The following is a 26,395-nucleotide window of genomic DNA, read 5'->3' as shown; positions in this document are numbered from 1 at the left end:
ATCTGAGATGGAATTGTTCAAATATATGGAAACTTACGATTATGAGCAAGTGCTGTTTTGCCAAGATAAAGAATCGGGTTTGAAAGCGATCATTGCCATTCATGACACAACGCTCGGCCCGGCGCTCGGCGGGACGCGCATGTGGATGTACAATTCGGAAGAAGAAGCGCTTGAAGACGCCTTGCGCCTCGCCCGCGGCATGACGTACAAAAACGCGGCCGCCGGCCTCAACTTGGGCGGGGGCAAAACGGTCATCATCGGCGACCCGCGCAAAGATAAAAACGAAGCGATGTTCCGGGCGTTCGGCCGCTTCATTCAAGGGCTGAACGGCCGCTACATCACGGCGGAAGACGTCGGCACGACCGTCGCCGATATGGATATCATCTATCAAGAAACCGACTATGTCACCGGCATTTCGCCCGAATTCGGCTCATCCGGCAACCCATCGCCGGCGACCGCCTACGGCGTATACCGCGGCATGAAGGCGGCGGCAAAAGAGGCGTTCGGCAGCGATTCGCTCGAAGGAAAAGTCGTCGCCGTCCAAGGAGTCGGCAATGTCGCGTATCATTTGTGCCGCCATTTGCACGAAGAAGGAGCGAAACTCATCGTGACTGACATCAACAAGGAAGCGGTGGCGCGCGCAGTCGAGGAATTCGGAGCGAAAGCGGTCGACCCGAACGACATTTACGGCGTGGAGTGCGATATTTTCGCCCCATGCGCGCTCGGCGGCATCATCAACGACCAAACGATTCCGCAGCTGAAAGCGAAAGTGATCGCCGGCTCGGCGAACAACCAGCTGAAAGAGCCGCGCCATGGCGACATGATCCATGAAATGGGCATCGTCTATGCCCCGGATTATGTGATCAACGCCGGCGGCGTCATCAACGTCGCGGATGAGCTGTACGGCTACAATCGCGAACGGGCGATGAAAAAAATCGAGCAAATTTATGATAACATCGAAAAAGTGTTTGCCATCGCCAAGCGCGACAACATTCCAACGTATGTGGCCGCTGACCGGATGGCGGAAGAACGGATTGAAACGATGCGCAAAGCGCGCAGCCAATTTTTGCAAAACGGCCATCATATTTTAAGCCGCCGCCGCGCCCGCTAATAGCGGCGAGGGGCGGCCTTCCGCCCCGCCGGCGGCATACGGAGGGACAGCAACGATGCAAGAGCAGAAGTTCCGCATTTTAACGATCAATCCAGGTTCGACGTCAACGAAAATCGGCGTCTTTGAAAACGAACGGCCGTTGCTCGAAAAAACGATCCGCCATGAGGCGGAGGTGCTTCAGCAATATAAAACGATCGCGGACCAGTATGAGTTTCGCAAGCAAACGATTTTGCAAGCACTGGATGAAGAAGGGATCAATTTATCGAAGTTGAGCGCCGTCTGCGGCCGCGGGGGCTTCTCCGTCCAATCGAAGGCGGCACGTATCGCGTCAATGAGGCGATGCTTGAAGATTTGCGGCGCGGATATTCCGGCCAGCACGCATCCAACCTCGGCGGCATTTTGGCGCATGAGATCGCCTCGGCCTTAAACATCCCGGCGTTTATCGTCGACCCGGTCGTCGTCGATGAGCTTGAGCCAATCGCCCGGATCAGCGGATTTCCGCTCATTGAGCGGCGCAGCATTTTTCACGCCCTAAACCAAAAAGCGGTCGCGCGCCGCGTCGCCAAGCAGCTTGGCAAGCGGTATGACGAACTGAACTTGATCGTCGCTCATATGGGCGGCGGCATCACGGTCGGCGCCCATAAGCAAGGGCGGGTGGTGGACGTGAACAACGGGCTTGATGGCGAAGGCCCGTTCAGCCCGGAGCGCGCCGGGACGGTGCCAGCGGGCGATTTGGTTGCTTTATGCTTCTCTGGTGAATATTACCGCGAAGAGATCATGAACATGCTCGTCGGCGGCGGCGGCCTTGTCGGTTATCTTGGCACGAATGATGCGGTGAAAGTCGAGAACATGATCGAAGCCGGCGATGAAAAGGCCAAGCTCGTGTATGAGGCGATGGCGTACCAAGTGGCGAAAGAAATCGGTGCGGCAAGCGCTGTGCTTTCCGGCAAAGTTGACGCCATCATTTTGACCGGCGGACTGGCGTATGGCAAATCGTTTGTCGAACAGATCACCCGCCGCGTGCAATGGATCGCCGATGTCATCGTCCATCCGGGCGAAAACGAACTGCAGGCGCTCGCGGAAGGCGCGCTTCGCGTCCTGCGCGGCGAAGAAGAGGAAAAAGTGTATCCAGGCGAGGCCGTTTCGCCGATTCCAGCCCGGCGTTGATGCGGCAATGGACAGAAAGGAGAAGGCAAGATGGCAAAAGAATACGATGTCGTCATTCTCGGCGGCGGCACGGGCGGCTATGTGGCCGCTATTCGCGCCTCGCAGCTCGGCTTGAAAACGGCGGTTGTCGAAAAAGGGAAGCTCGGCGGCACGTGCCTGCACGCCGGCTGCATTCCGTCCAAAGCGCTGCTCCGCAGTGCGGAAGTGTACGCGCAAACGAAAAATAGCGAGGCGTTTGGCGTCATCGCCGGTGATGTGCGCCTTGATTTCGCGAAAGTGCAGGCGCGCAAAGCGACGATTGTCGACCAGCTCCATAAAGGTGTGCAGCATTTGATGAAAAAAGGGAAGATCGATGTGTACGCCGGCATCGGCCGCCTGCTCGGCCCGTCGATCTTTTCCCCGCTGCCGGGGACGGTGTCGGTTGAGATGAACGACGGCAGCGAAAACGAAATGCTTGTCCCGAAATTCGTCGTCATTGCCACTGGTTCGCGGCCGCGCACGCTACCGGGGCTTGAGCCGGACGGCGAATTCGTGATGACATCGGATGAGGCGCTACAAATGGAGGTGCTTCCGTCGTCTATCTTGATCGTCGGGGGCGGCGTCATCGGCATGGAATGGGCGTCGATGCTCAACGATTTCGGTGTGGAGGTCACCGTGCTTGAGTATGCCGATCGCATTTTGCCGACAGAAGATGAAGATGTCTCAAACGAAATGGAAAAACTGCTCCGCCGCCGCGGCGTCAACATCGTCACAGGAGCGCGGGTGCTCGCGGAAACGCTCGAGAAAGGAAACGGCGTCACGATCCAAGCGGAGCATCAAGGCGAGCGGAAAACGTTTGCGGCCGACAAGATGCTCGTTTCCGTCGGGCGTCAGGCGAACATTGAAGGAATTGGTCTTGAAAACACCGAAATTGTTGTGGAGAAGGGATATATTCAAACAAACGAGTTCGGCCAAACGAAAGAATCGCACATTTACGCAATCGGTGATGTCATCGGCGGCCTGCAGCTGGCCCATGTCGCTGCCCATGAAGGGATTGTCGCCATTGAGCATTTGGCCGGGCGCAATCCAGCGCCGATTGACTATTCGATGGTGCCCCGCTGCATTTACACCCGTCCGGAAGCGGCGGCGGTCGGCTTAACCGAACAAGAGGCGAAAGCGAAAGGCTATGATGTCAAGATCGGCAAATTTCCGTTTAAAGCCATTGGCAAGGCGCTTGTGTTCGGTGAGGCGGAAGGGTTTGTGAAACTCATCGCCGACCGGAACACGGACGATCTGCTTGGCGTCCATATGGTCGGGCCGCACGTGACCGATTTGATTTCCGAAGCCGGGCTCGCCCGCGTGCTTGATGCGGCTCCGTGGGAAGTGGCCCATGCGATCCACCCGCATCCGACGCTGTCAGAGGCCATGGCGGAAGCGGCGCTGGCGGTCGATGGCAAAGCGATTCATTTTTAGTTCGTGGCGGCATGAGCTCGGCGCGTGATCATTGGTTGACTATGTGAATCTAAGGGAGGTTGTTGTGATGGCGCAAAACCGTCATCAAGCGCTCGGATTAAGCGATGACACGGTGTTGGAAATGTATGAAACAATGCTTCTCGCCCGCAAGCTCGATGAGCGGATGTGGCTGTTAAACCGCGCCGGAAAAATTCCGTTCGTCATCTCATGCCAAGGGCAGGAAGCGGCGCAAGTCGGCGCGGCGTTCGCCCTCGATCGGACGAAGGACTATGTACTGCCGTACTACCGCGATATGGGGTTGTGTTGACATTTGGCATGACGGCGAGAGAATTGATGCTGGCGGCGTTCGCCAAGGCGGAAGACCCGAACTCCGGAGGCCGGCAAATGCCTGGCCATTTCGGGCAAAAGAAAAACCGGATCGTCACCGGCTCCTCGCCCGTGACGACGCAAGTGCCGCATGCGGTCGGCTTTGCGTTAGCGGCGAAAATGGAAAAGAAAGATTTTGTCGCTTTTGTCACCTTTGGCGAAGGGTCGTCGAACCAAGGCGACTTCCATGAAGGGGCAAACTTCGCCGGTGTTCATAAGCTTCCGGTCATCTTCATGTGCGAAAACAACAAGTACGCCATTTCCGTGCCGATTTCGAAACAACTCGCGTGCGAAAAAGTGTCCGACCGCGCTGTCGGTTACGGCATGCCGGGCTATACGGTCGACGGCACCGATCCGCTTGAAGTATACCGCGTCGTCAAGGAAGCGGCCGACCGCGCCCGCCGCGGCGAAGGGCCAACGTTGATTGAAGCGGTGACGTATCGGCTGACGTCGCACTCGTCGGATGACGACCATCGCGTCTACCGGACGGAAGAAGAGCTCGCCGAGGCGCGCGCCAAAGACCCGATCATCACATTTGCCAACTATTTGAAAGAAACGGGCGTTTTGACCGATGAACGGGATGAAGAAATTCAAGCGCGCGTCATGAAGGAAGTGAACGAAGCGACTGACTACGCTGAGAAGGCGCCGTACGCCGAGCCGGAGCACGCGCTTCGCTACGTGTATGCCGAGGAGTAAGGGAGGGATTTGACGATGCCTGTTATTTCCTATATTGATGCGGTCACGATGGCAATTCGCGAAGAGATGGAGCGCGACCCGCGCGTGTTTGTGTTAGGAGAAGACGTCGGCCGAAAAGGCGGAGTGTTCAAAGCGACGCAAGGATTGTACGAGCAGTTTGGCGAAGAGCGCGTGATTGATACGCCGCTTGCCGAATCGGCGATCGTCGGCGTCGGCATCGGCGCGGCGATGTACGGTCTGCGCCCGATCGCGGAAATTCAGTTTGCCGACTTCATCATGCCGGCGGTCAACCAAATCATTTCGGAGGCGGCGCGCATTCGCTACCGCTCGAACAACGACTGGAACTGCCCGATCGTCATCCGCGCCCCATACGGCGGCGGTGTTCACGGTGCTCTGTACCATTCTCAATCGGTGGAAGCGATTTTCGCCAACCAGCCGGGGCTGAAAATCGTCATGCCGTCGACGCCGTATGATGTAAAAGGATTATTGAAAGCGGCGATTCGCGATGAAGATCCGGTGCTCTTTTTCGAGCATAAACGCGCCTACCGCCTCATTAAAGGAGAGGTGCCGGAAGACGACTACGTATTGCCGATCGGCAAAGCTGATGTCAAGCGTGAAGGAGAGGACATCACGGTCATCACGTACGGGCTGTGCGTCCATTTTGCCTTGCAGGCGGCCGAACGCGTCGCACAAGACGGCATTTCCGTCCATCTGCTCGATTTGCGCACCGTCTACCCGCTTGACAAAGAAGCGATCATCGAAGCGGCGAGCAAAACGGGGAAAGTGCTGCTCATTACGGAAGACAATAAAGAAGGCAGCGTCATGAGCGAAGTCGCCGCCATTATCGCGGAGCATTGTTTGTTTGATCTCGACGCGCCGATTATGCGGCTTGCCGGTCCGGACGTTCCGGCCATGCCGTATGCGCCGACGATGGAGAAGTTCTTTATGGTCAACCCGGAAAAAGTCGAAAAAGCGATGCGTGAACTCGCGGCGTTTTAATGTAGGAGCAGTGGAGGAGCGGAGAACCCCGGTCCGCAGCGGAGCGCGCCAAGCCTTGAGGCGAACCGCAGGCGGCCGGGGCGCCGCGGCGAAGACATTGCAGCCAAGATAGGAGGGTATCGATGTGGCCATCGAACAATTGACGATGCCTCAGCTTGGGGAAAGCGTCACGGAAGGCACGATCAGCAAATGGCTCGTTTCCCCGGGCGACAAAGTGAACAAATACGATCCGATCGCTGAAGTCATCACCGATAAAGTGAGCGCGGAAATTCCGTCGTCGTTTGCCGGCGTCATTCGCGAGCTGATCGCCAAAGAAGGGGAGACGCTCCCAGTCGGCGCGCCGATTTGCACGATCGAAGTCGAAGGCGCTGCACCGGCTCCGGAAGCGAAGCCGGCGGATGAAGCGCCGAAAGCAGAAGACAACGCGGAACCAGCCGCTCCGAAACAGGCCGGCCGGGCAAACAACGGCCGCTATTCGCCGGCCGTACTCCGCCTTGCCCAAGAACATGGCATTGACCTTGAACAAGTGAAAGGCACCGGCCTTGGCGGGCGGGTGACGCGCAAAGATTTGCTGAAGCTCATTGAGTCTGGACAAATTCCGAAAGCGGGAGCGGCACCGGCGGCGGAACAAGCGGCGCCAAAAGCGGAACCGAGAGCGGAGCAATCGGCCCCGGCCGCCGCGGCGGCTCAACCGTCTGCCGCGCCAACCGCGCCGCAGGCAGCGCCGATCAAACCAGCGGCCCCGAACGTCGAAGCCGGAGCGGGCGACATCGAGATTCCGGTCACCCCGGTGCGCAAAGCGATCGCCGCGAACATGCTCCGCAGCAAACACGAAGCGCCGCACGCGTGGACGATGGTCGAAGTCGACGTCACCGATCTTGTCGCCTACCGCGATGCGATCAAAGACGAGTTCAAGCGGCGTGAAGGCTTCAATTTGACGTATTTCGCCTTCTTCGTCAAGGCGGTCGCCCAAGCGCTGAAAGAATTTCCACAGCTGAACTCGACGTGGGCGGGTGATAAGATCATTCAACGCAAAGACATCAACATCTCGATCGCCGTTGCGACAGACGATGCCTTGTTTGTTCCGGTCATCAAGCACGCCGATGAGAAAACGATCAAAGGCATCGCCCGCGAAATCGCCGAACTGGCGGCGAAAACGCGCGCCGGCAAACTGCGACCGGAAGACATGCAGGGCGGCACGTTCACCGTCAACAACACCGGCGCGTTCGGCTCGGTGCAGTCGATGGGCATTATCAACTACCCGCAAGCGGCCATTTTGCAAGTGGAAACGATCGTCAAACGCCCGGTCGTGAAAGACGGCATGATCGCCATCCGCGACATGGTCAACTTATGCTTGTCGCTTGACCACCGCGTCTTGGACGGCCTCATTTGTGGACGCTTCCTCGCCCGCGTCAAAGCGATTTTGGAAAACATGAACAAAGACAACACGCCGATTTATTAACGATTCCCCCATCGCCATCGGTTGGCGGTGGGGGTTTTTGCGTGGCGCGATTTCAAACTTCTTTCACAAATGTGAGGTATAATGAGGGCGGAAACAAACGTGCGAAGGAGAAAAACAAGATGAAACGAGCGAGCGTGTGGATGCTGTTGTGTCTGTTCTTTATGCTAAGCGGCTGCGCCAATCCGTCGTTTCCCCCGGTGGTCGATTCGCTTTCCGTCGTCATCAGCCTCGATGTCAAAGCGGAAACGGTCACCTTTTTGAACGCAGAAAACGGCCGCAAAATCGCCCGCTGGAACATCAACGAACCGTTTCAAGGCGGGGCGTTGAGCCCAGACGGCCGGACGCTTCTTTTGTACGGGCGGGACCTCGACCGCATCTATCGGTACGACCTCGCGACCGGGAAGCTGCTTGGCGAATGGAAAATAGGAAGCGGCATTGTGAGCGCTGTTCCATCTCCGGATGGCCGCATGTGGTTTTTCGGCGACAGCACTCATCACGCGGTGCTTGTCGTCGACCGGGATGGGAACAAGATCGCCCGCCTTTCGGTCGGACGCTCCCCGATGACGTTGTTGGTCAATCGCGCTGGAACGAGGTTGTATGTGATCGATTTTCAAGACGAACGGGCGTGGATCATCGATGTGGACCGCCGCTGCGTCATCCGTTCGTTCGCCGTGCCAAAGTTCGCCTTAGGCGGAGTGGTGCGCGAGCAGGAAGGAGAGCTGTGGGTTGGCGGGCACGGCAGCGGAAGCCGTGTGGAAACGAACATTCATGTCTACTCGCTGCAAGACGGCCGCTTGCTCCGGACGATCGCCGCTCCGGTCATGCCGGTCGATTTCGTCGAAACAGGCCGCGGCGTGTTTGTGCTAAGCCATGGCTCCAACACAGTTTACCAATTTTCCCTAGATGGAAAGAAACTCGCTTCGGCGTCTGTCGGCGCCAATCCATTTGCGATGGAAGCGGCGTTCGGTCGTTTGTATATCGCGAGCTATGACAGCGATGAAATCATCGTGGTCGATGAGGCGACGTTGCGTCCGCTTGTCCGTTGGAAAACAGGGGATGGCCCGCTGCAGCTATTCATTCGGGAGGGACGAACATGAGCGAACGAACCGTTTTAATCGTCGATGATGAAGAAGAAATGCGCCTGCTCGTTGGCATGTATTTGGAAAACGCCGGCTTTCGCTGCCTCGAAGCAGGGACGGGGAAGAAGCGCTGGTGCTGCTTTCGCAACATCCGGTTGATGCCGTGCTGTTGGACGTCATGATGCCAAAACAGGACGGATTCGCCGTCTGCGCCCGCATCCGCGAGCAGTCGGACGTGCCGATTTTGTTTTTGACCGCGCTTGGCGAAGAATGGGATAAAGTGAAAGGATTGAAGCTGGGAGGCGACGATTACATCGTCAAACCGTTCAGCCCGGGAGAGCTCATCGCCCGCCTTGAGGCGGTGCTGCGCCGGGTGCAGCGCGTCCGCGAGCACGACGGACGGCTGCAATTTGGCGACCTTGCCATCGACGAAAAAGGCCGAACCGTGACCGTTGGCGGCAAACCGGTGAAATTGACGTTGAAAGAGTTTGAGCTGTTGCTGTTTTTGGCGAAGCACCGCGGTCAGGTGTTCAGCCGCGACGACTTGCTCGTCAAAGTGTGGGATATGATTATACAGGAAACGCCCGCACGGTCGATACGCATGTGAAAACGCTGCGCATGAAGCTGAAAGACGCCGCTCGCCATATCCAAACCGTCTGGGGCATCGGCTACAAGTTTGAGGGATGAACATGAAACGGCTTCGGTTAGGACAGAAAATATGGCTGTCGATCGGCGCCGCGGTCGTGGTGACGCTGGCGTTTTCCTTTGGCCTTCTGGATTATTTTTACCGGACGGTGTACATGAAAGAAGTCGAGCGAACATTGATCGCGGAAGGGACGAGCCTCGCCCGCGATTATCGCGGCGGGCGGTGACGGAGGCATATCGCCGTCAAATCAAATGGTATGATGAAAAATCGACGGCCACGATCTTGTTGATCGACAACCCGCGCGAACTGAGCGCCTGCTTTCCGTTTCCGGTCCACTATGACGCGTTGGTCAGCGGCCGCGACCGGGAAACGCTGTTAAATGGAAAGCCTGTTGTCAAAACGGGATACGAAAAGCGGTTCGGCCGCCGCGTGATGGCGGTCGTCGTTCCGCTTTTGGACGGCAGACGGCTTGAAGGAGCGATTTACTTGTATTTGCCGTTAGCCGACGTTCAGGCGGCAACGAAGCGGGCAGCCGCGGTGTTTTGGCCGTTCGCCGCCGTGTTCGCGGGCGCGCTGTTGGTGGCCGGGCGGCGGATGGTGCGGCAGATGACCGAACCGCTCCAAGCGATGGAACAAGCGGCAGAACGCATGGCGGAAGGACGTTACGAGGCGGATATTCCCGTGCGGAGCGATGATGAAATCGGCCGCCTGGCGGAGGCGTTCAACCAAATGGCGGACGCCATTGCCAAAGAAGACGAGCGGAAGCGCGAGTTTTTAGCGAACGTCTCGCATGAGCTGCGCACGCCGCTCAGCTATATGAAAGGATACAGCGAAGCGCTCCTTGCTGGCCTCGCGAAAACGAAGGAAGAAGAAAAGGCGTACCTTCGCCTCATCCACCGCGAAACGGAGCGGATGGAGCGGCTGGTGCGCGATCTTCTTGACCTGGCGCGCCTTGAAGGGCAAAGCGTGCCGCTCGAGCGCGAGCCGGTGGCGTTCGCCCAAGTGATCGAAGATGTCATCGCCACGTACGAACCGATCGCCGCGCAAAAGCGGATCGAGCTGGCGTGCGAGTTGGACTATGACATCATCGTCAACGGCGACGCCGACCGGCTCGAACAAGTCGTGCGCAACTTGCTTGACAACGCCATCCGCTACACCCCAGAAGGCGGTGTGGTGACGGTGCGGCTTTCCCGCTTGTCGGAAGCGGAAGGCGAGCTTGTCGTCCAAGATACGGGCAAAGGCATTCCAAAAGACCAGCTCTCGTTTCTCGGCCAGCGCTTTTTCCGCGTCGACCGCGCCCGCACCCGCAAAGAAGGCGGCACCGGCTTGGGGCTTGCCATCGTCAAACAAATCGTCTCTCTTCATGATGGCTCGATTCGGTTCGACAGCGACCTTGGACGCGGGATGACCGTATTCGTCCGCCTGCCGCTCGTTCGGGAAGAGGAATAAACATCGTTCAAGACACAGGAATGGATGGTGTATAATCAATATAAAATTAGAAGGCAGGTGGAGGATATGGGTTCACCAGAAAAGGAACAGGCCCCTATGACGTACAAAGAGTATGCGACATGGCCGGAAGGAAAACGGTGCGAGGTGTTGGATGGGAACATCATCAGCATGGCGCCGTCGCCGACACCGGAACATCAATCCGTTTCGCTCCAACTTTCCATTGAATTCGGGATGCATCTTCGTGGGAAGGATTGCCGCGTGTTGGCCGCCCCGATCGATGTGTATCTTTTCGAAGATCATCGAAAGGGATGGATGGATGAAAACGTCCGAAACTGGGTATGCCCCGATCTTGTCGTCATCTGCGACCAAAACAAAATTCAAAAAAACCGCATTGTCGGGGCTCCGGATTTGGTCGTCGAGATCTTGTCCCCCGCCACGGCCAAAATCGACCGGATGGACAAACGGATCGCGTACGAGCGGGCCGGGGTGAAGGAATATTGGATCGTTGACCCGGCGAATCAAGTGGTGGAAGTGTATTTGCGCGGAAAAACAGGAAGATTGGAACTTCATGGAGTGTACAACCGGGATGACGCCGTTTTGGTTCATGTATTGAAGGATTTCGTGATCGATTTGCGAAACATTTTCCAATGAATAAATGGCAGTTGAGATTTTCGCTAAGCGGCGATTTGGAGGGGACGAGGGAGCATCGTCCAAGAGAGCATGCAACAACGCCCTCTTCCTTTCATGTTTTTTCAGGGCTTCTTGGAGGATTTGTGAATCGTTGAGATGGTGTTGTTTCGTCAAGTCATCGAGCCATTTCGGGATCGTTCATGTTTTTTTGACCGCTTTGTTTTCCATTTCATGGCGAAATGGTGGCATCAGCAAGTTGTTTGCCTTTTAGTTCATTGCCCAAACGCGGCCGATGTACTACAATAAACATAGAAACCGTTTTTTCCCACACGAAGCGTCATCAGCGCTTCGTTCTGAGCAGACGGGTTCGAGAGGGAAAGGTGCGGCTTGAAAAGAAAGCGGTTTCTTATGTCTGGAAGGCAAAGGGGGATCGGAATGAGCGATGTCGCGAAGATGAAGGAAGCGGCGTTTCCGGCTCCGACGGTGGAGGAGTGGGAGCGGGAAGCGGAAAAGTCGCTGAAAGGCAAGCCGCTCGAGCGGCTTGTATCGATGACGTACGAAAACATTGCGGTCAAACCGCTCTATACGCGCCGCGATGTGGAGGCGCTCGGCCCGCTTGAGCAGTACCCGGGCTTTGGCCGCTATGTGCGCGGGGCGCGGCCGGAAGGGTATCGGGGCGAGCCGTGGAAGGTGAGCCAGGAGATTTCGGCAGCGAGCCCGTCCGACTGGAACGAGGCAGTGAAGCACGACTTGGAGCGGGGGCAGACGGAAATCCATCTTGCCCTTGGTCGGCTACCGTTTGCCGTCGAGTCGGTTGATGATGTGGCGGCGATGTTTGATGGCGTGCCGCTGGACCGCTATTCGCTCCGTGTGGACGCCGGGGCGCGGTCGCTTTCGTTTTTGGCGCTGTTGGCCGCTTATTTAGAGGAACGGGGAGTGCCGCTATCGAGCGTACGGGGCGCGATCGGCATGGATCCGCTCGGAGCATGGGCGGAACAGGGGACGCTCCCGTGTTCGTTTTTGCGGCTGTATGATGAAATGGCGGAAGCAACGAAGTGGACGAAGGAACAGATGCCTGCCGTCCGCACGATTTTGGTTCGCGGCGAGCCGTACCATAACGGCGGGGCGAACGCCGTGCAGGAGCTGGCGTTTGCGCTGGCGGCGGCGGTCGAGTACATCCGCGCCGGGCTGGATCGGGGGCTGACGGTGGATGACATCGCGACGCGGATGCAAGCGTCGTTTGCGGTTGGGGCGGACTTTTTTATGGAAATCGCGAAACTGCGGGCGGCGCGGCGGTTGTTTGCGCAAGTGATCGAAGCGTTTGGCGGCGGTGAATCAGCAAGGCGGATCGAGCTGCATGTGCGCACGTCGCCCTTTACGAAAACGGTGTACGACCCGTATGTGAACATGCTCCGAGCGGCGGCGGAAGCGTTTGCGGCCGTTGTCGGCGGCGCCGATGGCGTGCACGTGTCGCCGTTTGACGAGGCGATCGGACTCGCCGATGAGTTTTCTCGGCGCATCGCCCGCAACACGCAGCTCATTTTGCTCGAAGAGGTGCATGTGGCGAACGTCATCGATCCGGCAGGCGGCTCGTATTATGTGGAAACGTTGACCGCCAAGCTCGCCGAAGAAGCGTGGAAGCTGTTCCAGCGTGTGGAGGAAAAAGGCGGCATGGCGAAGGCGCTCGAAGACGGCTTCGTGCAGACGGAAGTGGAAGCGGTCGCCAAGCGGCGGCTGGATCGTGTCAAGACGCGGAAGGAAAAAATCGTTGGCACGAACGTGTACGCCAATTTGGAGGAAACGCCGGTCGAAAAACCGAAGCAAGACGCAGCGAACGTGGCGCCGCCGCTGGATGAAAAGCGGGTGGCCGAGATTCGCAGCGCGCTTGTCGGCGGAAAGTGGATGGAAGCGGCGATTCGTGCGGCCCGCCGTCGAGCAACCGCTCGGGAGATCGCAGCGGCGCTTGCTGACGGAAACGCGTCAGTCCGCATTGCGCCGATTCACGCATGGCGCTTGGCCGAGCCGTTTGAGCAGCTGCGGAAGGCAGCCGAGGAGTATGCCGAACGCACGGGAAGCCGGCTTTCCGTTCACTTGATCAATATCGGGCCGCTTGTCCGCCATCAGGCGCGCGCCGATTTCATCGCCGGGCTGTTTGCGGCCGGCGGGGTGGCGGCTGAGCGGAGCGATGGCTTTGCCTCGGTCGCGGAAGCGGTCGAATGGGTGCAAAGCACGAGCGGGACGCATTATATCGTGTGCGGCGCCGATGACGATTACCCGGCGTTTGTTCCAGCGTTGGCTCGGGCGTTTAAGCAAGCCAAGCCGAACGCGAAGCTGTATGTCGCCGGAAAGCCGCCGGAAGAGCTTGAGAGAACGTACGCGGACGCGGGCGTGGACGGATCGATTCATCTCGGTTCGAACGCGTACGATGTGATCGTGGCGTTTCTAACGGAAAGAGGGGTGGCGTTGGATGGCGAAGTACGTTGATTTTGCCAACATGACGCTTTCCGCCATAGCGGCCGATGTGGATGAGAAACAGTGGAGAGACGCGGTGGAGCGACGCGTGCAAGCGTCGATCGATGAGCTGTTGGTTCAGACGAATGAGCACATTGCGGTGAAGCCGCTTTATACAAAGGAAGACATCGATGGGCTTGATTTTCTTGATTCTATGCCCGGCTTGCCGCCGTACTTGCGCGGGCCGTACCCGACGATGTACGTCGTGCGGCCGTGGACGATCCGCCAATACGCCGGCTTTTCGACCGCCGAGGAGAGCAACGCCTTTTATCGGCGCAACTTGGCGATGGGGCAAAAAGGGCTGTCGGTTGCTTTTGACTTGGCGACGCACCGCGGCTATGACTCCGACCATCCGCGCGTCGTCGGCGACGTCGGCAAAGCGGGGGTGGCCATCGACTCGGTGCTCGATATGAAAATTTTGTTTGACGGCATCCCGCTCGACCAAATGTCAGTGTCGATGACGATGAACGGGGCGGTGCTCCCGATTATGGCGTTTTACATCGTCACCGCCGAAGAGCAGGGAGTGACGCAAGACAAGCTGTCCGGCACGATCCAAAACGATATTTTGAAAGAATATATGGTGCGCAACACGTACATTTACCCGCCGGAGATGTCGATGCGCATCATCGCCGACATTTTCGCCTATACGGCCAAATACATGCCGAAGTTCAACAGCATCAGCATCTCCGGCTACCATATGCAAGAAGCCGGGGCGCCGGCCGATCTGGAGCTGGCGTACACGCTCGCCGACGGGCTTGAGTACGTGCGCACCGGCTTGAAAGCGGGCATTGACATCGACTCGTTCGCGCCGAGGCTGTCGTTTTTCTGGGCGATCGGCATGAACTACTTTATGGAAGTGGCGAAACTGCGGGCGGCGCGCCTCATGTGGGCGAAAATGATGAAAACGTTCAACCCGAAAAACCCGAAATCGCTCGCTCTCAGGACGCATTCGCAAACGTCGGGCTGGAGCTTGACCGAGCAAGATCCGTTCAACAACGTTGTGCGCACGCTCATCGAGGCGCACGCGGCGGCGATGGGGCATACGCAGTCGCTCCATACGAACGCCTTGGATGAAGCGATTGCTTTGCCGACCGATTTCTCGGCGCGCATCGCCCGCAATACGCAGCTGTACTTGCAGGAAGAAACGGGCATTTGCCGGACGATCGATCCATGGGCCGGTTCGTATTACGTCGAGGCGTTGACGAACGAGTTGATGAAACGGGCGTGGGTGCATATCGAAGAAATTGAAAGCTTGGGCGGGATGGCGAAAGCCATTGAAACGGGCATCCCGAAAATGCGCATCGAAGAAGCGGCGGCCCGCCGCCAAGCGCGCATCGATTCAGGAGCGGAAACGATCATCGGCGTGAACAAATACCGCCCGGACAAAGAAGAACCGATCGACATTTTAGAAGTCGACAACACCGCCGTGCGAAAGCGGCAAATCGAGCGGCTGAACGAGCTAAAGGCGACGCGCGACAACGAGCAGGTCGAAGCGGCGCTTGCCGCCATTACAAAAGCGGCGGAAACGGGCGAAGGGAACTTGCTTGAGCTGGCCGTCCAAGCGGCGCGCGTCCGGGCGACGCTCGGGGAAATTTCGTATGCGATCGAAAAAGTGGCGAGTCGCCATCGCGCCGCCATCCGCTCGATCAGCGGCGTGTACAGCTCGGAATACAAAAACGAAACCCAGCTCGAACGGGTGAAGCGGCGGGTGGAGCAGTTCGCCGAACTGGAAGGGCGGCGTCCGCGCATCTTGATTGCGAAAATGGGGCAGGATGGGCATGACCGTGGGGCGAAAGTCGTCGCCACAGCGTTTGCCGATCTAGGGTTTGACGTCGACATCGGCCCGCTCTTTCAAACGCCGGAAGAAACGGCGCGCCAGGCGGTCGAAAACGACGTGCACGCTGTCGGCATCAGCTCGCTCGCCGGTGGACATAAAACGCTCGTGCCGCAGCTTGTGGCGGAGCTTGAAAAACTCGGCCGCGGCGACATTCTCGTTTTTGTCGGCGGCGTCATCCCGCCGCAAGACTACGCGTTTTTGTATGAGCACGGCGCCGCGGCCATCTTCGGGCCGGGAACCGTGATTCCGGAGTCAGCGGAAAAGGTGTTGGAGGAAATTTACGCCCGGCTTGGCTATGAGGAAGTGAACCCATGAGCGGGGAAGAGAAACGGCGGGAACAGGAAAGCGGCCAGAGCGCAGCTTCGGACGGGCAGCCGCGGCGCCCGGAATGGGCGGACGGCAATGGCTTGTCGTCGTACGTGCAAGCCGAGCGCCCGCCGGCGCCAAAGCGGCTAGTGCGGCGAAAAGAACGATCGGTTAAAGAATACGTCCAAGGAGTGCTCGCCGGCGACCGCACCATTTTGGCGCAGGCGATTACGCTTGTCGAAAGCAATGCGGCCAGGCATATGGATCTCGCCCAGCAAGTGCTCAATGAACTGCTTCCGCACGTCGGCCGCTCGATTCGCATCGGCATCACCGGCGTGCCGGGGGCGGGGAAAAGCACGTTCATTGAAGCGTTTGGCACGTTTTTATGCGAGCAGGGGCACCGCGTCGCGGTGTTGGCCGTCGACCCGACAAGCTCATTGACCGGCGGCAGCATCCTCGGCGACAAAACGCGGATGGAGGCGCTCGCCCGCCATCCGCACGCTTTCATCCGTCCGTCCCCATCGGGCGGGGCGCTTGGCGGCGTACACCGAAAAACGCGCGAGACGATGATGCTGTGCGAGGCGGCCGGCTATGACATCATCCTCGTCGAGACGGTCGGCGTCGGGCAAAGCGAGTTTGTCGTTCGCGGGATGGTTGACTTTTTCTTGTTGCTCGCCTTAACCGGCGCCGGCGACGAGCTGCAAGGCATGAAGCGCGGCATCATGGAGCTGGTGGACGCCATCGTCATCAACAAGGCGGACGGCGATAATAAAGAAAAAGCAAAAGCGGCGCAAAAAGAATACAACCAGTTTCTCCATTACCTCCGCCCGGCCACGCCCGGCTGGGAGACGAAAGCGTACACATGCTCGGCGCTGTTGGGAGAAGGGATCGTCGACATGTGGCGCGTCATTCAAACGTTTGTCGAAACGACAAAGCGATCCGGCGTCTTTTTCGACCGCCGCCGCCAGCAGCAAAAAGACTGGATGCACGCCATGATCAAAGAATATATCGAAACGCGCTTTTTCGCAGACCCGATCGTGAAAGAAAAGCTCCCGATGCTCGAGAACAGCGTCATTTCCGGCGCCAAGCCGGTCACCGCCGCCGTCCGCGAGCTGATCGAGGCGTATGAACGGAAGCGGGGCGGTGAACTGTGATATGATAAAGGCAAATCGAAGGAGGTGTTGAGATGTTCCAATTTCAATTTCCGCTCTATAACGACATCGTCGAACAAGCGCGGCGCGAAGCGGTCGAAGCCGGATTTGAAGAGCTGCGCACGCCGGAAGACGTCGATGCGGCATTCCGCCGTCCGGGCACAACGCTCGTGCTCATCAACTCGGTGTGCGGCTGCGCCGGCGGCATCGCCCGTCCGGCAGCGGCCCACGCGGTTCATTACGACAAGCGCCCGGACCATTTAGTAACTGTCTTTGCCGGCCAAGACAAAGAAGCAACCGCCCGCGCGCGCGAGTATTTTGTCGGCGAGCCGCCATCCTCGCCGTCGTTCGCCTTGTTAAAAGACGGGAAATTGTGCGCCATGTTGCACCGACACGACATCGAAGGGCACGAACCGGTCGCTGTCGTGCAAAAGCTGCAGGCGCTGTTCGATGAATATTGTGAGGAAGTGTGAGTACAAACACCCGAAGCCTTCTTTGGCTTCGGGTGTTTGTGTACGCCCGGCATGGGTGCGACGCTATAGGGTGAAAGTCCCGAACGGGGGCTGGCGAGCGCCTACCGTTAGCTGAAAGCAAGGGTGTCCACCGCGAGGTGGAATCTGAAGGAAGCTGGAAGCAAACACTCGACCTGAGGTACACGAACCCAATGGGAGGCCGTCACAGTCGGACGAGTCTGCACAACAAGACGAAGTCCTAAGCCGCCAAGGGCTGTGGAGGTAGATTGGGCAGGTACATGAGTGGAAAGTGTCCATCCTTATCCGGGGAGGCCTGTACGGAACGCCTTCTGACGATGGCAACCAGAGTCGAAAGGCTCTGCTGAACGTACAGGAGTCAGCAGAGGCCATAGTACTGGAGTAAGGGACGCCTGAAACAGGAAGGGCCGAACGTCAACTCAGGGATGAATCAGACTCTTTCGAGATGTTGCGTGTCGAAGCAGAATTCCTTTCGGAACTCATCTGAGGAAGCAAGGGTGAAGCCCAGAGGGCCTCAGGTCGAGGGCTGAGCGCAACCCGGCAAGACCTGAATCTCATCCCGCGGAAGGAGAAGATCACGATGGCTTTGTTGGAACGCATCTTAGCGAGAGACAACCTCATCACGGCGCTCAAACGGGTCGAAGCGAACCAAGGAGCACCGGGAATCGACGGAGTATCAACCGATCAACTCCGTGATTACATCCGCGCTCACTGGAGCACAATCCGCGCCCAACTCTTGGCGGGAACTTACCGGCCGGCGCCTGTCCGCAGGGTCGAAATCCCGAAACCGGGCGGCGGCACACGGCAGCTAGGCATTCCCACCGTGGTGGACCGGCTGATCCAACAAGCCATTCTTCAAGAACTCACACCCATTTTCGATCCAGACTTCTCCCCTTCCAGCTTCGGATTCCGTCCGGGCCGCAACGCCCACGATGCCGTGCGGCAAGCGCAAGGCTACATCCAGGAAGGGTATCGGTACGTGGTTGACATAGATCTAGAGAAGTTCTTTGACCGTGTCAATCATGACATCCTGATGAGCCGGGTAGCCCGAAAAGTCAAGGATAAACGTGTGCTGAAACTGATCCGTGCCTACCTGCAAGCCGGCGTTATGATCGAAGGGGTGAAGGTGCAGACCGAGGAGGGGACGCCGCAAGGCGGCCCCCTCAGCCCCCTGCTGGCGAACATCCTTCTCGACGATTTAGACAAGGAATTGGAGAAGCGAGGATTGAAATTCTGCCGTTACGCAGATGACTGCAACATCTATGTGAAAAGTCTGAGGGCGGGACAACGGGTGAAACAAAGCATCCAATGGTTCTTGGAGAAAACGCTCAAACTCAAAGTAAACGAGGAGAAAAGTGCGGTGGACCGCCCGTGGAAACGGGCCTTTCTGGGGTTTAGCTTCACACCGGAACGAAAAGCGCGAATCCGGCTCGCCCCAAGGTCGATTCAACGTCTGAAACAGCGGATCCGACAGCTGACCAACCCAAACTGGAGCATATCGATGCCAGAACGAATTCATCGCGTCAATCAATACGTCATGGGGTGGATCGGGTATTTTCGGCTCGTCGAAACCCCGTCTGTCCTTCAGACCATCGAAGGATGGATTCGGAGGAGGCTTCGACTCTGTCAATGGCTTCAATGGAAACGGGTCAGAACCAGAATCCGTGAGTTAAGGGCGCTGGGGTTGAAGGAAACAGCGGTGATGGAGATCGCCAATACCCGAAAAGGAGCTTGGAGAACAACGAAAACGCCGCAACTCCACCAGGCCCTGGGCAAGACCTACTGGACCACTCAGGGGCTCAAGAGTTTGACGCAACGATATTTCGAACTCCGTCAAGGTTGACGAACCGCCTAGTGCGGACCCGCATGCTAGGTGGTGTGAGGGACGGGGGTTAGCCGCCCCCTCCTACTCGATATGATTGGTGGAGATGATGTTCATGAACATTGAACAAAAGCAGGGGCCAATCATTGTGTTTGCTTTCGCCCCATGCTATGATCATTAGTAAAGAAACCAAGAAATTTGGTTATTTTTTTGGAAGGAGGGGAATAATATGGTACCATCAGATTCGATGACAAAGGAGAAGGCACCGATGGACAAACTCCCAGATGACAAGAAAAAACGTGTGAAGCGCATTGCTGTATCAAGTAAAAAACAAATTACAATCCCAAAAGATTTTTATGAGCAATTAGGGATTGGAAATGAAGTGCTGATTGAGCTAGCGGATAATAAGCTAATTATTCATCCGATTCATGAGGACCACTTTGACTTTTCCGATCTGATTTTAAAAGACTTGATCAGGGAAGGATATACAGGTGAAGAACTATACAAAGAATTTGTATATCGTAAATCGCAAATCGCTCCTGCTTTAGATGCCATGATTGCTGACGAAAGACCAAAGGCAAAAACGTATACGGCGGATACGTTAGAGGAGTTATTTGGCGAAGATGATGAACCATAATCGACTGCAATTGCTTCCGAAAGCAGAAAAAGCCATTAAAAAATTGACAAAAAAGGATGCAGCTCTGAAGCAGCGTTTGATCGAAGCCTTGCGGCAGATTCTTACCGATCCCGCCGAAGCAGGGGAAGCGAAAACAGGAGATTTGGCAGGAGTTTATGGGTATGACATTTATCATCAAGGGGTCAATTACGAAATTGCTTATTTCATCGATCAGGATGACAGCGGATATGTTGTGGTCGTGGTTTTGGTGGGGACGCGTGAAAATTTTTACGAAGAGTTGAAGCGTTATATGAAGACGAATCAAGCGCCGTTTTCGAAGCCATAGATGCAGATCCATTTAGGACAATGGGCAAAGGAGAACACGATGGCATGGATGAACGGAGAATCGATTGTATTATCGTACCAGCGCGCGTCTCGATTGTTGCTTCATTTGAAGAATGTCATTGCCGTGTCGAAGCAAGTGTCGGCAGAAGATGAACTGCTGAAGGAAGTATATCGTGATTCGATCGTGAAAAAGTATGAAATTTTGGAAGACCAGCTCTGGAAGCTGTTGTCGCGAATTTTCAAAGCGTCCGGTCTGGAATTGAACAACCCGCGGGCATGTTACCGCCAGGCGTTTAAGGAAGGGTGGATTCAGAATATTGATGTATGGAACGATATATTGCACTCGCGAAACGCTACAGCCCATGTATATAACGAAGAAGACTATGAACAGATGAAAGACCGAATTGTATCACAATATGTTCATGAAATTGAAGCACTGCTCGAACACATCAAAAAAGAAGTGATCGATCGTGACCTATGGAATGAGCCCGACCGTGTTTGAACGGCTGATGGCGTATTTCGCCGGCGAAAAAGACATTCAAAAAGTCGTGTTGTTCGGCTCGCGGGCGCGCGGAACGGCCCGCTACAACTCCGACATTGACTTGTGCGTGGACTACACCGGCAAACAAAAGTGGAAAATCAAAGAGGATATTGACGAGATCGTCGGCATTTATTCGTGCGACGTGCTTTTTTTTGACGCGCTGAACGAAGCGATCCGGCGGGAAATCGAGCGCGACGGGAAGACGATTTATGAGAAATCTCCGTCGTGAGCGTAGGCGGCTTGCCCTGCATGAGTGGACAGCCGCCTTTTTTGTCCTTCTGCGCTTGTTGGGACAGATCGGCTTCGGAGCGGAGGCCAGGATTGTCCGTTTTTTCTTGCACCGAAAGCGCCGCCATCGGTACAATGAAGTCGGCAACCATTGGCAAAGGAGACTCGCGATGAAAATCGGCTATCGGACATTGAAAACGGCGGTGGGGCGGCGCTGGCGATTGCCATCGCTCAGCTGATCGGTCTTCATAACTTCGCTTCCGCTGGCATTATCGTCATTTTATGCGTCCAAGTGACGAAAAAGCGGTCGCTTGAGACCGCCCGGGCTCGTTTTGCGGCGTGCGTCGTCGCCATTGGGTTTGCGGCGTTGTTTTTTACCGTCTTCGGCTATCATCCGTGGACGATCGGGCTGTTGCTGCTGCTGTTCATTCCAGTGACCGTCAGGCTGAAGGTGAACGAGGGCATTGCCACAAGCTCGGTCATTATTTTGCATTTGTATGCGGCCGGGGACATCACGTGGGATTGGTCGCCAATGAGATCTTGCTGGTGGCGGTTGGCATTGGTGTAGCGCTGCTGATGAACATGTATATGCCGAGCGCCGAGAAGCAGCTCAAAGAGTACCAACGCATCGTTGAGGATTTGTTCCGCATCATTTTAAAAGAAATCGTCCGCTACTTGCGCACAAATGAGCTTGATTGGGATGGAAAAGAGCTGCCGCTCGCCGCGGAGACGCTCGAAAAAGCGAAAAAACTCGCCATGCGCCACGCCGACAACCAATTATGGCGGAATGAGGATGAATATGTCCGCTACTTCCGCATGCGCGAGCGGCAGTTGGAAATCATTGAGCATATGCTTCCGCTTGTGACGTCACTTACCTACACGGTCGAGCAGCGGATGAGGATTGCGGATTTTATCGACGAATTAAGCGACGCCATTCATCCGGGGAATACGGCGGACCGCTTTTTGCGGCGCCTTGCCGAGATGCGCGAACAGTTTAAAGCGATGCCGCTGCCAAAGACGCGCGAGCAGTTTGAAGAGCGGGCGGCATTGTTTCATTTGGTGCGCGAATTGGAGCGATATTTAATCATCAAAAGCGAATTCCACCCCGGAAACGAACGAAAACCGCAGCGGCTGAAGGCATGATGCAGGGCATATGTCCATCTGTTTTGGCGCACACTATAGCCAAACATTCAAGCAAAGGATGGACGGATATGCGGGTATGGTTGGCCATTTGTCTCGTGCTCACCGCCGTGTTGGGGGCGCCTTTCCAGACAGCGGCGGAGGCGAAGCCGCTCGTGATTGTGAACAAAGCGATCAATAAGCTCGCGCTCGTCCGCGACGGCCGCATCGAAGCCGTTTATCCGGTGGCGACCGGGGTCAATGCCGATTTGACGCCGGAAGGAATGTTTACGGTGACGGTGAAGGCGAAACACCCGTATTATCGGAAAAAGAACATCCCGGGCGGGGCGCCGAACAATCCGCTCGGCACAAGGTGGATCGGCTTTAACGCGCGCGGGACGGACGGGCGCACGTACGGCATTCATGGCACGAACAACCCGGCGTCGATTGGCGGCTACGTTTCCCAAGGCTGCGTGCGCATGCACAACCGCAATGTCGAGCAGCTGTATGAACGGGTGCCCATCGGCGCCAACGTGCTCATTCTCCGCAGCAACGAATCGTTTTACGCCATTGCCAAACGGTACGGCGCTGTCCAATGAAAAACGCAAGCTCCGTTTCGGAGCTTGCGTTTTTTTGGGCAGGTTTAAAACCACATGCTGATGCCGGCGAGGAGCGTCGTCAGCAGCATGCAAATGAGCATCAAGTAAACCACGAATTTTTGCGTTTTGCGCGACAACGGTCCGTCCTCCTTCCGTCCGCTGTTCTACGTTTATTGTAACGGCAAACAGCGGAGCGGACAAGGAAAAAGCAGGATGAGAGATGAAACGAACCGCTCCATGGCTTGACCGTTGCGCAGACAAAGAAAAACAAAAAAAAGCAGGATTTTTTGTTGAAACGGCGAATAATAAAACGTTGGCCTCATCATTTTGCGGCAAAGGGGATGCAGACGATGGAAGTGAAAAAAGTCGACCATATCGGCATTGCCGTCCGTTCGATCGAGAAAGCGCTTCCGTTTTATACGGATGTGCTCGGCCTGCCGTTTCTCGGCATCGAGGAAGTTGAGTCGGAACAGGTGAAAGTGGCGTTTCTGCAGGCCGGAGAGGCGAAGCTTGAGCTGCTCGAGCCGCTGTCGCCAGAGAGCGCGGTGGCGAAATTTATCGAGAAACGCGGCGAAGGGATCCATCACGTGGCGCTTGGCGTCGAGGACATCACCGAGCGCATCCGTGAGCTGAAGGAGCATGGCATTCGCATGATTCATGATGCGCCAAAACGCGGCGCCGGCGGGGCGTGGGTGGCCTTCATGCACCCGAAATCGACCGGCGGCGTGTTGTACGAACTTTGTGAACGGACGAACCGAACGGAGGGACACCAATGAGCGACATGTACGACAAAATCAACGAACTGTATGACCGCCGTCGCGAAATTGAGCTTGGCGGCGGCGATGAGAAAATTGAACAGCAGCACGCGAAAGGGAAGCTGACGGCGCGCGAGCGGATTGACTTGCTGTTGGACGAAGGGACGTTTGTCGAGCTCAATCCGTTCATCGAGCACCGCTGCACCGATTTTGGACTTGGCGAAAAGAAGGGCCGGGCGATGGGGTCGTCACCGGCTACGGGAAGATCAATGGACGCACCGTATTTGTGTTCTCGCAAGATTTCACCGTCTTCGGCGGCGCGCTTGGGGAAATGCATGCGAAAAAAATCACGAACATCATGGATTTGGCGGCGAAAACCGGGGCGCCGGTCATCGGCTTGAACGATTCGGGCGGCGCCCGCATTCAAGAAGGGGTCTTGTCGCTTGACGGGTACGGGCACATTTTTTACCGCAACGCCATTTATTCCGGCGTCATCCCGCAAATTTCCGTCATTATGGGGCCGTGCGCCGGCGGGCCGTCTATTCGCCGGCCATCACGGATTTTGTGTTCATGGTCGAAAAAACGAGCCAAATGTTCATCACCGGTCCGAAAGTGATTGAAGCGGTGACCGGGGAGAAAATCAGCGCCGAAGATTTAGGCGGCGCCCGCGTGCACAACACGATCAGCGGCAACGCTCATTTTGCGGCGGCGAATGAAGAGGAGGCGCTCGCCGAGGTGCGGCGGCTGCTTGGCTATTTGCCGTCAAACAATAACGAAAAGCCGCCGTTTGGCCCGATTCCGGACGGGGACGACTACCGCCCCGATTTGGCCGATGTCGTGCCGATTGACGCCGTCCGCCCGTACGATGTGCGCCACGTCATCGCCCAAGTCGTCGATGACGGATCGTTTATGGAAGTGCAAAAAGATTTCGCCAAAAACATCGTGATCGGCTTTGCCCGCATCAAAGGCGAAGTGGTCGGGCTTGTGTGCAACCAGCCGAAGTTTATGGCCGGCGGGCTGGACATCGACTCGTCGGACAAGGCGGCGCGTTTTATCCGTTTTTGCGATTCGTTCAACATCCCGATCATTACGTTTGAGGACGTCACCGGCTTTTTCCCAGGCGTCAAGCAGGAGCACGGCGGCATCATCCGCCATGGGGCGAAAATTTTGTACGCTTACTCGGAAGCGACCGTGCCGAAAATCACCGTCATTTTGCGGAAAGCGTACGGCGGCGCCTATGTCGCCTTAAACAGCAAATCGATCGGCGCCGATGTCGTCTATGCGTGGCCGAACGCGGAAGTGGCGGTCATGGGGCCGCAAGGGGCGGCGAACATCATTTTCGCGAGCGAAATTGAAAAAAGTCCGAATCCGGAAGAAACGCGGGCGCAAAAAATTGCCGAATACCGCGAGAAATTCGCCAATCCGTACGTCGCCGCCAAATACGGCATGATCGATGACGTCATCGACCCGCGCGACACGAGAATCAAGCTCATTCAGGCGCTCGAGATGCTTCGAAACAAGCACGAGGAGCGGCCGAAGAAAAAGCATGGAAATATTCCGCTGTAAACGAACGGGGCCGAGGGGCCCTTTTTTGTTGCTCGGCTCTTCATTTTCGCACGGGGATTCACGTATGTCAGGCTCTTTCCGATGACGCGCTTTCCAATCACTCACCGGATTTTTCGCCTATATACGGACCTGACATTTGATCCGGCCGTCCGCGCTGGTGCATTTCGAGCGCGTCCGTATGCGTCTTGATCGTGCGGATCGTTCCGGCGTCCGGTTTGGCTCTTGGCGGAACATTTCGGTATACTTAAGGTGGAGTACATAAGCAGGAGGAAAAAAGCGATGGTCAATGAACAGCGTCTTGTCGACGAATTTTTGGAACTCGTGCAAATCGATTCGGAAACGAAGCATGAAGGGACATTGCGAAGGTGCTCAAACAAAAGTTTGAAGCGCTTGGCCTCGATGTGATCGAAGACGATGCGGCCGCGAAAACGGGGCATGGGGCAGGCAACTTGATTTGCACGCTCGCGACGACGAAAGACGGGGTGGATCCGATTTATTTCACGTCGCATATGGATACGGTCGTGCCGGGCAAAGGCGTGAAGCCATCGATTCAAGACGGCTATGTCGTCACCGACGGGACGACGATTTTAGGCGCGGATGATAAAGCGGGCTTGGCGGCGATGTTGGAAGCGATTCGCGTGTTGAAAGAGCAAAACATCCCGCACGGCGTGATCCAGTTTATCATCACCGTCGGAGAAGAGTCGGGGCTTGTCGGGGCGAAGGCGCTTAACCCGTCGCTCATCCAAGCGAAATACGGCTATGCCTTGGACAGCGACGGCAAAGTCGGCAACATCGTCGTCGCCGCCCCGACGCAGGCGAAGCTGAAAGTCGTTGTGCATGGCAAAACTGCCCATGCCGGTGTGGCGCCGGAAAAAGGGGTGTCAGCCATTACGATTGCGGCGAAAGCGATCGCGAAAATGCCGCTCGGCCGCATCGACGAGGAAACAACGGCCAACATCGGCCGCTTTGAAGGCGGCACGCAAACGAACATCGTCTGCGACCGCGTTGATATTTTAGCGGAAGCCCGTTCCCTCGTTCCGGAAAAAATGGAAGCGCAAGTGGCGAAAATGAAAGAGGCGTTTGAAACGGTTGCCGCGGAAATGGGGGGCGCGCCGATGTCGAAGTGGAAGTGATGTACCCGGGCTTTAAGTTCAGCGACGGCGACCATGTCGTCGAGGTCGCCAAACGGGCGGCGGCGAAAATCGGACGGCCGTGCAAGCTGGAGAAAAGCGGCGGCGGCAGCGATGCCAACATCATCGCCGGCTTCGGCATTCCGACGGTCAACCTCGCAGTCGGCTACGAAGAAATCCATACGACGAATGAGCGGATGCCGATTGAAGAGCTGGTGAAGCTGACAGAGATGGTTGTCGCCATTGTCGAGGAAGTCGCCAATGCCGAATGAGCATCCCGAGGCTGGATGCTCTTTTTTCTTGAACCTTTCGGTAAACATT

At 56.6% G+C, this 26,395-nt stretch carries 18 protein-coding genes and 8 pseudogenes; 24 read left to right on the top strand and 2 right to left on the bottom strand.

What is annotated here, in order from left to right; all coding sequences use genetic code 11:
• Positions 1–7 precede the first annotated feature (7 nt).
• The 10 genes and pseudogenes from A0V43_RS09785 (at position 8) to A0V43_RS09740 (ending at position 11,078) form a co-directional block, all read left to right on the top strand.
• Positions 8–1,111, top strand: a complete 1,104-nt coding sequence (locus A0V43_RS09785) for a leucine dehydrogenase (RefSeq protein ID WP_063193012.1) — start codon at positions 8–10, stop codon at positions 1,109–1,111.
• A gap of 55 nt (positions 1,112–1,166) precedes the next feature.
• A pseudogene (gene buk / locus A0V43_RS09780) lies at positions 1,167–2,278 on the top strand (butyrate kinase).
• Between the two features lie 30 nt (positions 2,279–2,308).
• Entirely contained in the window at positions 2,309–3,730 is a 1,422-nt protein-coding gene (gene lpdA, locus A0V43_RS09775) for a dihydrolipoyl dehydrogenase (RefSeq protein ID WP_063193011.1), read from the top strand.
• A gap of 67 nt (positions 3,731–3,797) precedes the next feature.
• Positions 3,798–4,792 (top strand): annotated as a pseudogene (locus tag A0V43_RS09770) (thiamine pyrophosphate-dependent dehydrogenase E1 component subunit alpha).
• Positions 4,793–4,807: 15 nt separating this feature from the next.
• Complete coding sequence (locus A0V43_RS09765) at positions 4,808–5,791, top strand: alpha-ketoacid dehydrogenase subunit beta (RefSeq protein WP_021322378.1); 984 nt, start codon at positions 4,808–4,810, stop codon at positions 5,789–5,791.
• Between the two features lie 124 nt (positions 5,792–5,915).
• Complete coding sequence (locus A0V43_RS09760) at positions 5,916–7,253, top strand: dihydrolipoamide acetyltransferase family protein (protein ID WP_063193010.1); 1,338 nt, start codon at positions 5,916–5,918, stop codon at positions 7,251–7,253.
• Positions 7,254–7,372: 119 nt separating this feature from the next.
• Positions 7,373–8,350 carry a YncE family protein gene (locus A0V43_RS09755; RefSeq protein ID WP_063193009.1) on the top strand — a complete coding sequence of 326 codons (978 nt, stop codon included), beginning with the start codon at positions 7,373–7,375 and terminating at the stop codon, positions 8,348–8,350.
• Positions 8,347–9,019, top strand: a pseudogene (locus tag A0V43_RS09750) (response regulator transcription factor). The gene A0V43_RS09755 and the pseudogene A0V43_RS09750 overlap by 4 nt, the downstream one beginning before the upstream one ends.
• Positions 9,020–9,021: 2 nt before the next feature.
• Positions 9,022–10,427: pseudogene (locus A0V43_RS09745) on the top strand (sensor histidine kinase).
• A gap of 66 nt (positions 10,428–10,493) precedes the next feature.
• The gene (locus A0V43_RS09740; RefSeq protein WP_015375354.1) at positions 10,494–11,078 is read left to right on the top strand and encodes a Uma2 family endonuclease; all 585 of its coding nucleotides are present in this window, start codon (positions 10,494–10,496) and stop codon (positions 11,076–11,078) included.
• 93 nt (positions 11,079–11,171) lie between these two features.
• On the opposite strand, the pseudogene A0V43_RS20925 reads toward A0V43_RS09740, so the two are convergent.
• Positions 11,172–11,306, bottom strand: a pseudogene (locus tag A0V43_RS20925) (type II toxin-antitoxin system HicB family antitoxin); the annotation flags it as partial.
• Positions 11,307–11,492: 186 nt separating this feature from the next.
• On the opposite strand from A0V43_RS20925, the gene A0V43_RS09735 reads away from it, so the two are divergent.
• The 11 genes and pseudogenes from A0V43_RS09735 to A0V43_RS09685 all read left to right on the top strand — a co-directional run bounded on the left by A0V43_RS09735 (position 11,493) and on the right by A0V43_RS09685 (position 22,623).
• A complete protein-coding gene (locus tag A0V43_RS09735; protein ID WP_063193008.1) occupies positions 11,493–13,541 on the top strand; it encodes a methylmalonyl-CoA mutase family protein in 2,049 nt (682 codons plus the stop codon).
• Positions 13,525–15,720, top strand: coding sequence for a methylmalonyl-CoA mutase (scpA, locus tag A0V43_RS09730; protein WP_063193007.1), 2,196 nt, complete (start codon positions 13,525–13,527; stop codon positions 15,718–15,720). The genes A0V43_RS09735 and scpA overlap by 17 nt, the downstream gene beginning before the upstream one ends.
• Positions 15,717–16,865 (top strand): methylmalonyl Co-A mutase-associated GTPase MeaB, encoded by a 1,149-nt coding sequence (gene meaB / locus A0V43_RS09725; protein WP_063193006.1) that lies wholly within the window; start codon positions 15,717–15,719, stop codon positions 16,863–16,865. The genes scpA and meaB overlap by 4 nt, the downstream gene beginning before the upstream one ends.
• 32 nt (positions 16,866–16,897) lie before the next feature.
• Positions 16,898–17,335 carry a BrxA/BrxB family bacilliredoxin gene (locus tag A0V43_RS09720; RefSeq protein WP_011231850.1) on the top strand — a complete coding sequence of 146 codons (438 nt, stop codon included), beginning with the start codon at positions 16,898–16,900 and terminating at the stop codon, positions 17,333–17,335.
• A 598-nt stretch (positions 17,336–17,933) separates the two neighbouring features.
• Complete coding sequence (ltrA, locus tag A0V43_RS09715; RefSeq protein ID WP_063193005.1) at positions 17,934–19,196, top strand: group II intron reverse transcriptase/maturase; 1,263 nt, start codon at positions 17,934–17,936, stop codon at positions 19,194–19,196.
• Positions 19,197–19,443: 247 nt separating this feature from the next.
• Positions 19,444–19,812: an AbrB/MazE/SpoVT family DNA-binding domain-containing protein gene (locus tag A0V43_RS09710; RefSeq protein ID WP_063193004.1), complete on the top strand. Its 369-nt coding sequence runs from the start codon at positions 19,444–19,446 to the stop codon at positions 19,810–19,812.
• Positions 19,799–20,137 carry a type II toxin-antitoxin system RelE/ParE family toxin gene (locus A0V43_RS09705; RefSeq protein ID WP_063193003.1) on the top strand — a complete coding sequence of 113 codons (339 nt, stop codon included), beginning with the start codon at positions 19,799–19,801 and terminating at the stop codon, positions 20,135–20,137. Before A0V43_RS09710 ends, A0V43_RS09705 begins: the two co-directional genes overlap by 14 nt.
• Positions 20,138–20,176: 39 nt before the next feature.
• The gene (locus A0V43_RS09700) at positions 20,177–20,638 is read left to right on the top strand and encodes an HI0074 family nucleotidyltransferase substrate-binding subunit (RefSeq protein WP_128578015.1); all 462 of its coding nucleotides are present in this window, start codon (positions 20,177–20,179) and stop codon (positions 20,636–20,638) included.
• Positions 20,619–20,906, top strand: a complete 288-nt coding sequence (locus A0V43_RS09695; RefSeq protein WP_128578079.1) for a nucleotidyltransferase domain-containing protein — start codon at positions 20,619–20,621, stop codon at positions 20,904–20,906. The genes A0V43_RS09700 and A0V43_RS09695 overlap by 20 nt, the downstream gene beginning before the upstream one ends.
• 169 nt (positions 20,907–21,075) lie before the next feature.
• Positions 21,076–22,048, top strand: a pseudogene (locus A0V43_RS09690) (aromatic acid exporter family protein).
• A 68-nt stretch (positions 22,049–22,116) separates the two neighbouring features.
• A complete protein-coding gene (locus A0V43_RS09685; protein ID WP_063193001.1) occupies positions 22,117–22,623 on the top strand; it encodes a L,D-transpeptidase in 507 nt (168 codons plus the stop codon).
• A gap of 44 nt (positions 22,624–22,667) precedes the next feature.
• Here the strand turns inward: A0V43_RS09685 and prli42 are convergent, their stop codons facing one another.
• On the bottom strand, positions 22,668–22,760 hold the full coding sequence (gene prli42 / locus A0V43_RS19795) for a stressosome-associated protein Prli42 (RefSeq protein WP_012820630.1): 93 nt from the start codon (positions 22,758–22,760) through the stop codon (positions 22,668–22,670).
• A gap of 213 nt (positions 22,761–22,973) precedes the next feature.
• On the opposite strand from prli42, the gene mce reads away from it, so the two are divergent.
• From mce to A0V43_RS09665, 3 genes and pseudogenes are all read left to right on the top strand, one after another.
• Positions 22,974–23,399, top strand: a complete 426-nt coding sequence (mce, locus tag A0V43_RS09675) for a methylmalonyl-CoA epimerase (RefSeq protein WP_063192999.1) — start codon at positions 22,974–22,976, stop codon at positions 23,397–23,399.
• Positions 23,396–24,944 (top strand): annotated as a pseudogene (locus A0V43_RS09670) (acyl-CoA carboxylase subunit beta). The gene mce and the pseudogene A0V43_RS09670 overlap by 4 nt, the downstream one beginning before the upstream one ends.
• A 279-nt stretch (positions 24,945–25,223) precedes the next feature.
• A pseudogene (locus tag A0V43_RS09665) lies at positions 25,224–26,346 on the top strand (tripeptidase T).
• Positions 26,347–26,395: the final 49 nt, after the last annotated feature.

This window comes from Geobacillus sp. JS12, from assembly GCF_001592395.1.
Lineage (GTDB): Bacteria > Bacillota > Bacilli > Bacillales > Anoxybacillaceae > Geobacillus > Geobacillus zalihae.
The sequence above is the reverse complement of the archived record's forward strand: the minus strand, read 5'-3'. Positions and strand labels throughout refer to the sequence as shown.